3 protein-coding genes and 1 pseudogene are annotated in these 11099 nt (G+C 35.1%); 1 reads left to right on the top strand and 3 read right to left on the bottom strand.

Going from position 1 to position 11099, the window contains the following annotated elements:
• The 3 genes and pseudogenes from IR010_RS19925 to IR010_RS19915 all read right to left on the bottom strand — a co-directional run.
• Nucleotides 1-1641, bottom strand: a pseudogene (locus tag IR010_RS19925) (DUF11 domain-containing protein); the annotation flags it as partial.
• A 261-nt stretch (nucleotides 1642-1902) separates the two neighbouring features.
• Nucleotides 1903-6519, bottom strand: coding sequence for a T9SS sorting signal type C domain-containing protein (locus IR010_RS19920; RefSeq protein WP_194606123.1), 4617 nt, complete (start codon nucleotides 6517-6519; stop codon nucleotides 1903-1905).
• Between the two features lie 486 nt (nucleotides 6520-7005).
• Entirely contained in the window at nucleotides 7006-7476 is a 471-nt protein-coding gene (locus IR010_RS19915) for a regulatory protein RecX (RefSeq protein ID WP_194570758.1), read from the bottom strand.
• A 284-nt stretch (nucleotides 7477-7760) separates the two neighbouring features.
• Here IR010_RS19915 and IR010_RS19910 point away from each other — a divergent pair.
• Nucleotides 7761-11099: beta strand repeat-containing protein (locus IR010_RS19910; protein ID WP_228515212.1), on the top strand; the 3339-nt coding region annotated here is incomplete at its 3' end.

Here is an 11099-nt window from a genome sequence, read left to right as displayed (position 1 = left end):
TGAATTAATATTAGATGCAGTATTGGTTTGCATTAAGCTTGAACTGTTTTCGAATGTTAGTGATCCTCCAGACAACACTGTTACCGCGTTAACAATATTTAAAGTACGGCCAGAAGGAACGTTAAGACTGCCGCTTGAGTTGATGGTACAAGAACAAGCATCTAGGTCTGCTGCTAATGTATATGCTCCTGTAAAAACAACACTTTTTGTTGCAGTCGGAATTCCGTTAGACCATGCGGAGCCGTTCCATGTTGTAGATGCCTGATTTTTAATTTCTACTGTTGCTGTCGGTGGCGATTTACATCCAGTGCTATTAGTTACCCTAAAGGTATATGTGCCAACCGGAATATTTGAAATTGTTGCTGTTGCTCCTGTGCCAGTTTCAGTTACATTATCAGGACTTCTTTGTAATGTCCAAGTTCCTGTTGCAGGCAAATCATTCAAAACTACACTTCCAAAAGCATTTACACATGAAATATCTGTTATAGTTCCAATAGTAGGTGCTGTTAATAAAATTGTTGTTGCTCCTGCAATGTCTTCAACAGTATTTAACGAGGGATCTGTTCCTGTAACTTTAGCTGTATTTACGACTTTACCGGCATCAACATCTGTAGAGGTAATGGTATAAGTTCCGCTTAATGTGGTAGTCGCTCCAGGCGCAAGTGATGCAATTGAATTTCCCGAGATTACCAATCCCGGCATGGGATCTGTTACGTGAATATCAGTTATTGGGACTTCTCCAGTATTAGTTATTTCGAAAGCGTAATTTATCACATCGCCTTGTTTTCCACAGTTTGACAGGGTTGCTTTTTTGATTAATTTTAATTCTGCAATCTTTAAGGATTTAGTATTAAAAGCGATAAAAGCACAATCTGAACTTCCTGAAAAATTAATCACAAAACGATCTACTTGCGAAGAATTAGCAGATGTTAGGTTAAATTCGCTTAATTCGATACCTAATATTCTAAGATCTCTGGTAGAAGCTGGTGAAAAAGGATTAGCTCCTCCATCTGCTTTAAATAAGTCCAGACTATATGTGCCGACAGCAGAAACAGTGTTGAAATTTATTGAAACTTCTGTTCCAACTGTATTTCCTGCAGCATCTACAAACTTAAATGTGTCTAATGCTCCTCCTGGATCAGCTACCTGTGTTACAATTAGATCTGGAAAGCCATCGCCAATACCTAAAAGATTTAAATTGTTTGTTCCAATTTTAAATTCGGCTGTACCTGCTTTTATATTTGCAACACCAGTTCCAAGTGCTAATCCGTTAATACCATCTGTTAATCTTGAAGCAAGTTCAGCACCTGTCGGAAGTGTTCCGGCCAGTACCGGTCTTATTGAAGCAGTACTAGCGGATTCATCTATCATTGAACCTTGCAAAATATAAGTACTGTTGTTCTGACCTAAAGTCTGAATTTTTAAAGCTCTAAATTTCTGTGTGCTGTAGCCAATAGCGTGTGCATCAAGTATGGTATTATTAACACCTGTTGAATACGTAACGTTATTCCACGTAAAGGCTAATAAGTTGTTTTCTCTATCTGGTCGGTTTCCCGCACCAGTCGGGGCATTCGATGTCCAATATCCATTCCAGTCGGTATAGATTCTTGTAACAGGAAATATTGCGGTCTGCCCTGCCATTTTGAAAGAAAACAAAAAGACAAGCAAGCTTAATTTTTTTAAAAATAAAAATTGATCTGGCAAAAATGTTTTTGGGGACATACAATTTTGTTGGTTTAGATTTGGGTTTTTAGTTAATGTTTATGTGCTTCATTTTAACTGATTATTTTAAAACTTAGCTATTTGTTTTATGATTTATAGCTTAATTATGACTAACATATTACACACAAAAATCCGGCAACTCACGTTGTCGGATTTTTATTACTTCTTATTTTGATGCGATTAATTGAAAATGATTTTTTTACTTTCTATATAGCTATTATCTAAAATTATTTTTACAATTAATACTTGATTACTGGATTGTAGGTTTGAAATTTGAAATTCAGTTTGATCAATTTTACTTTTATTGAAAAGAAGTCTTCCTGAAATATCATAAACATTAATCTCTTTTATATTTTCTTTAGAAGACAGCACCTTGATGATTTTATCTTTTACAGAAACAAGAATACCATTTTCGATATTTTCAAAATCACCTGTTCCTAATGTTTTACTTGTGTAACGAAGCACAAAACGATCTGCAAAAGTTCCTGCTGCTGTTTTAAACGTATAATTTCCTGCACGCAAATCGTTAATGGTTCCAGTTGTTTTATCTTCTAGATAAATTGGCTGAGTGCTCAAGCTTCCGTCTGCTTGATCTATAGAAATAGTAAATTCTCCTTCAACTGTTGTACGATATCCTAGTGGCACTAAATCTGTATCTGCAAAAGGAAGTGCTCGTCCTTGAATTACAAGTTTATTGGTATTGTTTATACTATAAAAGTCAATATATTTATTACCATCAAAAGTTAATCCGTCGTACATGTCTTCATACTCATTTGTAGCACCTTCGATATAACCAACCATCATTTGCTTAAAAGCACCTTCTTCATTAGTCATATTTAGCCATACACGATTTTTTTCGAGAGCAGTTGTTTTTGAGGTCGTACTTGGCTTGAAAAATTGTGTATTACGATTATCGCCCTTTCGCATTAAATTAGTAAAACTAATTGTACCTGGAGCTTTAGATCCAACAAAAAAGGATTGCCCTGTACCAATATAACCGCTTGGTACATTTGTATTATTTCCTGTTGCGTTAGTTCCTGAAGTTGCAGCTTTCGTTCCTGTGCCTCCACTTAAATTGTAAGTAGCATAATCATCTGAATTATATTTATAATTTGGACCAAGAACTACCGGAGTATTATGAGTCCAGAAATAAAGCGTTCCTACTAGAAAGTTATTACCCATAATAAAGGCATCAGCATCTAATGCAGATGGGTAAGGATTTCCAACTAAATAATATTTACTTGCAACTGCCGTTTCTCCCGAAATGTTTCCGTTATTAGGCGTACCAATAAAAGTTGCAGAAAATGCAGTTCTTGCCGTGTTAGAATACGTTTCAGGCCCGCGAATAATATATCCCTTACCAGGTATCATGATATTAGTACTAGGATTAGCTAACCATTTTGTAGTTTCCCAGCTCAAATATTTATCACTGGCTGTTAAAGGAGAAATATTATATAAATTTTGTCCTTTTACAGGAGACGACCAATACACATAATCGGCTTGGCGGATAGGTGTACTTGTACGCTGATAATTAATAACACCAGTATTAATATTCGGATCGGTACTAGTCTGCAATAAATTAGCACTGTCTTCAAAAGTTAAATTACCCGTCGAAGCCGGAGATGAAGATGATAAAACCGTAACAGCATTCGTAACATTTAATGTGTTTTTACTTTGAACCGTTAGAGATGCTTTATCATTTACAGTAATTGTGTAGGCATAGAAATTGCCTGCTGTTCCTGAAATAACTGGACTATTTGTAACACCTGCAGGTATAACAACACAATCTGATGAAGTTGGAACGCCTGATGGAGTCCAGTTTGCATCAACACTCCAGTTGCTGCTAGCTGAGCCGTTCCAAGTTTTAGATGTTGCTGGTTGAACTTGTAACTGAGTTGCCATTGTTGAAATACAGCCAGAACTGTTTTTTGCAGTTACTGTATAAGAACCAACAGCAACAGAGCTGAAAACACCCGAAGTAAAATAATCTGTTCCGTTAATACTGTAAGTGATGCCAGTACCGGTTGGCGCAGTAACTGTAATAGTTCCTGTAGATGATGCACAATTAGGCTGTGAAGTTACAGTTGCAACTGGTGCCGAAGGAAAAGCATTTGTAATGAAGGCTCCTGAAACTGCACTTGTAACCTGGCCACAATTACCTCTTACAATACAATAGTAATATAATGTTCCTATTGTTGCTGATGAGGGTGTATATGTATTTGTTTGCGCAGCAGTTCCCAAAGAAGTTCCTCCTGAGTTGCTGTTTACATTATTGCTGTACCATTGATATTGAAGATTAGTTCCTGTTGCAATTACTGAAATTGCTGAAAAGGCAACATTTTGACATCTTGATTGAGTTGCTGTTGATTGTGATGTAATTACAGTTGGCGCATCTACATCTACTCTTGTTTCGATAGAATATTGTTCAGCACAGCTTCCGTTTTTAGCTACAGCTCTATATGTTCTTAGAGCTGTCAAAGTTCCGGTTGGAGAAATGCTCGTTTGCCCAGCCGTTCCAGGAATAGCAACCCACGTGTTAGCTCCATTTGAAGGATCATCTGTATATTCCCATCTTATAATTTTACTTGGGTCTGAATATACAACGTCTGCAGGACCATTAAAATTATACACAGTCATCGTTGGAGTAGCATCTCCAGGACAAATATGTTTTCCTCCTTTTGATCTTCCTCTATCAGTAACAATTGTTGATACTGTTACAGCATTTGATGTTACAGCAGGAGAACAAGTACCAGTTATTTCCACTGTATAACTGCCTTCTTCGGCTGCAGTAGTATTTGTTATAGTTAATGTATTTGAGCCTTGCCCACTGTAAACCCCTCCGTTATTAATAGTTGTTGTACCTTTTTTCCAAACATATGTTAATCCAGTTCCAGTTGCAGTAACTGAAATTGTTTGCGTACCGCTTCCTGGACATGTTGGAGTTGGCGCTGTTGGCTGAGTAGTTATTGCTGGTGCAGCATTTACTGTTACAGCTACAACACTTGATGTCACTGCTGGAGTACAAGCACCAGTAATTTCTACAGTATAATTTCCTTGGTCAGCTGTTGTTGGATTTGTTAGTGTCAATGTTGCTGTGCCTTGACCACTAAAAACACCTCCATTTGTTACAGCTGTTCCAGCTTTTTTCCAAGTATAAGCTATTGTTGTTCCAGTAGCAGTAACTGAAATAGTTTGTATACCACTTCCAGAGCAGGTTGCTGTTGGAGCAGTTGGCTGAGTAGTTATTGCAGGAGGTGTACAACTGAATATTTCATCAGCACCCATGTAAGGTTTTGTTCTTGTTTGTCCATCTATATCTGTTGTGATTCCTGAAATTGCAATACCTGTTAAATTCTCATTGTTTACATTTCCTGATACTAAATGAAAATCTGAAGTACTTGTAAAAGTAGGTGCAATATTTAAAGATTCTTGATCTTTTCCGGTTAGTGTTCTCCAATTTGCTATTGTTGCAGCGTCAGAACTTCCTAAATGCCCAATAAGACCTCCAGTACTTGTTATGTAATCATTTCTGTTTATTGCAGAAAATATAGCATTGCTGCCAGGTATTGAATAAACTGCATACTTTAGACCTGATCCTGTTTGAGAATTATAAAAGATATTATTTCTAACATCTAAATTACTTGCACTATTAATAAATAAGGCCGCACAAAGTACATTTTGATTTACATTAAGAACGACTGTATTAAAAAATAAATTCACTTTATTTCCGCCAGCTATATATATTCCGTGTCCAGCATTATTATAATCGAAAGCGTTATTACCAGAGGAAGCAATATTTGTAATAAAATTATTGTAAATATTTAAATTAGAAGTTATGCTCGAATCGATATTGATGTGGATACCACTCGCTAATGATGCACTTCTTATACCTGAAATTTTATTCTGAGCAATCGTACAATTGAGACTTTTATTGTATAAACTAATTCCACTTATAAAAGTAGCAGTTGAGGACATTGAAACACCTGCAATAGTGTTTCCAGTAACAATCGTATTTTGAGTATTCGAAAGTTTAATCGCATTAACAACAATATAATCTATTGAAGAGCCAAAAGTATTTTTATCAATTGTCAGATTTTGATTGTATGCTGAGGATCCAGTACCACCTAGAACCCAAATTCCAAATTTCATTTTTGTAAAAACATTGTTTGAAATATTGTTGTTTGAATTTGAAGTAGTTTCAGCAGTTTGCATGTTAGTGGTTTCACTAAATACTATTCCAGCAGATGTTGCAGTTGTTGCATCTGTACTCGAACCTACAAATTGAATATTTTTTATTGTATTATTTGTTGCGCCATTTCCGGTTTTATTGGCAAGCCACAAAATTGCAGAATGCACTTGGTTGTAATTGTTATAATTTGACAAAGAGGTATTTGTAATTATTAGATTACTAGACGTTGTGTTATTGTTGCTTCCGTCTATTGTTACATAGTCTGTGGCATCTAACTTAATTAACGGTGAAGTACTAGAGTTCCCCATATTACCGGTAATTGTAATATTTTTTGCAGTGTTTGGCTTAATAGTCAAAGTGTTAGTTGCACTTAAACCAGCAAATTGATTGATAACAATAGTTGAAGAAACAGTTTGATTTTCATCTATTAACAAAGTCACAGGACCGCTTATACCGTTATTGTTGTTAAGACTGGTAATTGCACTTGCTAAACTCTTAAAAGGATTTGGCTGTGAAGAATTTATAATATAGCTGCCCGGCGCTAACTGGCTAAATCCAAAAAAGGGCAACAATAAAAATAAAAAATTCAAAAGTAATTTTTTAATCATAATTAAATCGTGGCATTTAATTTTAAAAAGTGTTTTTTTATTCTGTCTTAAAAGCACGCACCATTTTTTGAATTTATAAAATTCAAAAACTAACACTTGAGAGAAGCCAAATAGTCATGTTAAATGTTTTCTATCAAGTTGTTATGCTGGCATAGGACTTTGACCCGACAAAGATAGATACATCTACGAGTTAGTAATAATGATGGTTTTTATAAAGGCCGAATAATCGATGAAGTGTTGAATTAATCGATAAACTACATGGCTAAATTTGTTATTTTATGTTATTTCCTATAAATTAACAATTTAAAATATAAGAAAATTCATAAAATAAGATGTAAAAACAATTACTTTTTAAATTTATAATTCAAAAAACGCGAGTTAGATTGAAAAATTCGTAAAAATGTAACATTTTTTAGAGCGAGGATTTTCTGATAAATAACGCTTCTTTTTTTAAGAAATTAGATATCAGGTATTTGCAAAAAAAAACTAATTGAGTTCCAATTCTTTTGCTTTATCATAAACTAAATTACTTTCATATCCACGACGAAGAAGATAATCGCAAAACTTTTTTCTTTTTTTGAGAACGTTTTTTTCATTTATGCTTTCCCAATATCTTTCAGAAAGATTATTGAAGTTTGTTTCGTATTCCTCAGGCGAAATCTCCTTAAGAGCAAGAGTAATATTTGTAGAAGAAATATGTCTTGCCTTGAGCTCATTTGTAATTCTAATTTTTCCCCAAAACTTGATTCGATGCTTGCCCCTTGCGAAACTACAGGCAAACCGAGTTTCATTTAAAAAATTTCCTTCAATAAGCTGAACTACAATATTATTGATTTCGTCAGAAGTCATTTTTAGGCTGTACAATTTTGAAATTACTTCATCGTGACAACGCTCTTGATAAGCACAAAAGTGTTCTAATTTCTGTAAAGCTTCTTTTTGAGTGCAAATTGAATCCATGAGTTTTTTCTTTCTTTTTAACTATAAGTGGCACAAATAATCAATTTTGTGTTAAATTTCGTACTGATTTTTTACAAATTCTCAAAAAGAAAATAGCTAAAATGTTGTGCATGTGCTGAATTATAATATTTTTGTACGATAATATTATGAGTTTTATTCTGTTTGAAAAACAGGATATTAACTTTTATTTTTAAGTTTAAAAAGCCAAAATTAAAGTATTGTATCAAAAATTTAGCACTATTTTATTTTCTTTTTAAGCCAAAAACAAATTTAATACCACGCCTATGACCCGAAAACTACTTTTATTCGTTCGTTCTTTATTTTTAAAAACTTTTAATTCTTCTGAAGAAAGATCTTTTACTCCTAGTTTAAGGTTGATTTGTTTGGGGATGTTTTTTGTTGTTTCGTATATAAATGCAGCAACAATTACTAGTACTGCAAATGGAGGTAATTGGAATAATAATGCAACTTGGGTCGGCGGTGTACAACCAGCACCTGGAGATAATGTTATTATTGCTACAACAGGAACTAATGTTGTAGATACAAATGGATCTCGAATCTGTGCTGGGATAACAATAACGGGAAGATTGCAAATGAGTACTGGAGATGTTTTAACCGTAAACGGTAATGTAAGTGGAACAGGTCGCTGGATTACAGGAGGCGGAGTAATGACTATTTCTCTAACCGGAAATTGGTCTTTTAATGGTACATCATCAGGAAGTGGAGCCACGGTAATATTTAATGGAACTGGAAATCAAACATTAACAGGTAATATAAGTTCTTCTGATATAGGAACGCTTGTGGTTAATAAAACTAGTGGTTCAGTTATTATGGGGAATTTAATAAAAATTGCAACTTTTACTAATACCGCTGGTATTTTTGATGCAAGCACTTATTTACTTACAGTTTCTGGAACAACTACACTTACGGCTGGGACCCTTAGAGCTGGTGCTTTAACCTGGGGAGGGAATTATAGTTTTACACAAAACCCACCTGTTGGTTTTACAATTGATTATTATAACGCAACACCAACAATTAATGGTGCAATAACATATCAAAATCTGATTTTTTCAGGAACTGGTACAACTGCTAATCCAAGCGCTGATATAATAATCCAAGGGAATTTAGTTAATGCAAGTTCAGGGATACTTAATTTTAGTGCTAGGAATATAACAATAAATGGAACAGCAACCCAATCTATCGCTGGTTTTTCTACAACAGGAAATGTTTCTGTGACTAAAACAGGAGGAATGGCTACGTTAGCAAGTGCAGTAACAGCAGGTAATCTTAGTGTTGCATCAGGTCCTTATCTTAATTTGGGAACAACTTCGCTTATACACTCTGTTAATGGTACGCTAACTTTAGGTGCAACTACAGCTTCATCTGGATCTTGGGGAGGTACAACTTCAGGAGCAACTAATATTAACAGTACTTATTTTGCATCTGCTCTCGGAAAAATTAATGTTAGTTGTTTGAATTTTACAAAAGTAGTTCCAATTACTAGTGTAATATTGAATACTTTGAATAAAACAACTTCATCTCCTAGCACTATCGCATATGAAGATTTTACATCAGATACACCAACAAAGTTAATAGCTGGTCAAAGTTATTATTTAAGTGTAAAAGGAAATACAGACGATGGAAGTGGCTCAAATTTAGATGTGAATTATTACTATACTGCGTATTTTGATTGGAATAATAATGGAACATTTGATACGGGAGAAAATTACACTGTAGGTACAATTAGAAATTCTACAGGATCAGATGGAAAAGTAGCATCTGTTTATATCACGATTCCTGTAGCAACAGCTGCGGCTAATATAAAAATGCGTGTGTTAGGAAGACTAGGTGGATATAGCTCAAGTTCATGTGTTACATCAAGTACAGGACAAGGTGAAGATTATACTGTTACAATTGATGCGCCTTGTTCAGGGAATCTTAATCCTGGCAATACGTTAACATCTGCAACATCAGTATGTCCTAGTGCTCCGTTTAACTTATCATTACAAAATACAATAACTGATGGTGCGACTTACAGCTGGGAAACATCTCCTGATAACACAGGATCAAGTGTTTGGACAAGTGCTGTACCTGCTCCAACAAATTTCTTTGGCCTTGAACAATTTAACGGAACAAATCCAGACGCAAATATTTATGGAGTTGCTACTATTACAGGTGGACAATTAGTTCTTACAACAACGACTAATAGTACATATGGAGCCTATGTTATTCAAAAAACTCCTGGTTCAAACATTAACGCATTCACTGTAAATTTTGATTATCAAATTCCTGCAGGAGGAGGAGGTGCAGATGGTTTTAGTTTAAGTTATGCTAACGATGTTCAAAATGATAATGCAGGTGGAGAAAGCGGTTCAGGTTCAGGAATAATTGTGCAGTTTGACACTTATGATAATGAAGGTGTCACTGCAGGAAGTCGCGTAAGGGTTCTATACGCAGGTTATACGTTGTATAATTCTGCAATCGATGCCCCAAGTTTAAGACCGACTACAGGAAACACACCAGTTGTTTTAAAAGTAGATGCTAATGGAAAATTAACTCTTATAATAAATAATGCAACAGTAGTTTCTAATCTAGCTTTGCCTGCAGCTTATTTGTCAGCAGTTAAGTCATCTTGGAGATTTAAATTTGCAGCTAGAACTGGAGGATCAAATGACAAACATATTATTGATAATTTATTAATAAGATATCTTGACGTGACAGCTTCGGGTCCAACATACACAACTTCACAAACGGCGAAAACATATTATCGCGTTAAGATTACTTGTGGAAGCAGTACTTTTTATTCAAATCCTGTCTTAGTAGATATGACTTCTTCGACAATCACCAATATGACAGCATCGTCTTGTCATAACGTCGCTTTTACAGTAACTCCAGTAGATGGAACTAATGGAACAGTTAAATCTGGAACTACATATAGCTGGCCAATACCAACAATGGCTTCAGGTATCACAGGAGGGGCAGCAAGTTCTGGTTCCCCAACAAGTATAACAGGAACATTGCAAAATTCGACAGCAGGTGCATTAACAGCTATATATACTGTTACTCCAACTACAGCTGGTTGTGTTGGACCCACATTTACTCTAACAATTACAGTAAATAAAACTGCCACAACACCAACTCTGGGAACTATAACACAGCCAACTTGTACAACATCAACAGGAAGCATTGCCTTAAGTGGTTTGCCAGCTTCTGGAACTTTACTTCAAGATAATGGAACAGTAGTTACAAATATCACAATCACGGGACCTACAATGACTATTTCAGGATTATCACCTGCAACTTATAAATTTGCAGCAAACAATGGTTGCGTTTCAGCTTACACATCTTCAGTAACCATAGGAGCAGCGAATATCTGGAATGGTACGACATGGTCGTACGGAGCTGATCCAACAATAAATGATGCGGTTGATTTTAGAGGAAACTTTACTCTAGATCAAGATGTTAATGCTTGTTCTTGTACCGTAAGCAATAGTGCAAATGTTGTGATTAAATCTAAAAGAACGTTAACAGTTACAAATGGAGTATTTGTGGTTTCGGGTACATTAACTTTTGAAGACAGCGCAAATTTAATGCAGACTACTACAAGTAATTCGTTGAATACT

Origin of the sequence: Flavobacterium sp. MR2016-29, assembly GCF_015350695.1 — a bacterium.
GTDB lineage: Bacteria > Bacteroidota > Bacteroidia > Flavobacteriales > Flavobacteriaceae > Flavobacterium.
The sequence above is the reverse complement of the archived record's forward strand: the minus strand, read 5'-3'. Positions and strand labels throughout refer to the sequence as shown.

What these genes read in the sequence shown, in the direction of transcription:
- IR010_RS19920 (WP_194606123.1), bottom strand. Translation starts at nt 6,519, where the DNA reads ATGATTAAAAAATTACTTTTGAATTTTTTATTTTTATTGTTGCCCTTT.
- IR010_RS19915 (WP_194570758.1), bottom strand. Translation starts at nt 7,476, where the DNA reads ATGGATTCAATTTGCACTCAAAAAGAAGCTTTACAGAAATTAGAACAC.